Raw genomic sequence first — 566 nt, forward strand, 5'->3', positions numbered from 1 at the left:
GGGGGGGGGGGGAGTGTTTACCTCTTGAATAGGGTCTATGTGTACTGTAAAGTAACCCACAATACGTTATATACGTGTTGCACACTACTTGTTTTTGAGAAGTTTTCACCAATGATGGTGCGCCATCAGCTCGTCACCGGCGTAGCGAGCGAACCCCAACATGAAAGGCGGTTCCCATGTTCTTCGATATTTCTCTGATCCCGCTGGCGGTTTTGATCCTTGTGGGTCAACTGAAAAAAGCACCACCAAGGTTGCTAAACAACCCTAGCTATCAAAAGGAGAGGGAGCAGGTGCGAAAGCACCGGCGCATCCTGGATACGCTCGGCGTGGGTTTTGCTCTTGCCCTGATGATTATTCAGTGGGGTAACCCCGCGTTATCGCTTGCCTTTCAGGCGTTCGTTATTTGGTTGATTCCCAGCCAGCTGTATGATCTCTGGCAGAAGTTCAATGTGCCGCGTGGGGTACTCTTCGCGTGTGCTATCGCGCTAATCATTATTGAGTTTGGGTTGGCGCTCCTACCCTAACCTGCACCCTATAACAGTTGTGGCGGTGACCGAACAACGGTC

General features: G+C 51.2%; 1 protein-coding gene. It reads left to right on the top strand.

Annotation, left to right across the window (positions count from 1 at the left end; genetic code table 11):
- Positions 1-176: 176 nt before the first annotated feature.
- On the top strand, positions 177-524 hold the full coding sequence (locus tag HMPREF3055_RS06195; RefSeq protein WP_070593109.1) for a hypothetical protein: 348 nt from the start codon (positions 177-179) through the stop codon (positions 522-524).
- The last annotated feature ends 42 nt before the right edge of the window (positions 525-566 follow it).

Origin of the sequence: Rothia sp. HMSC061C12, from assembly GCF_001815755.1 — a bacterium.
Classification (GTDB): domain Bacteria; phylum Actinomycetota; class Actinomycetes; order Actinomycetales; family Micrococcaceae; genus Rothia; species Rothia mucilaginosa.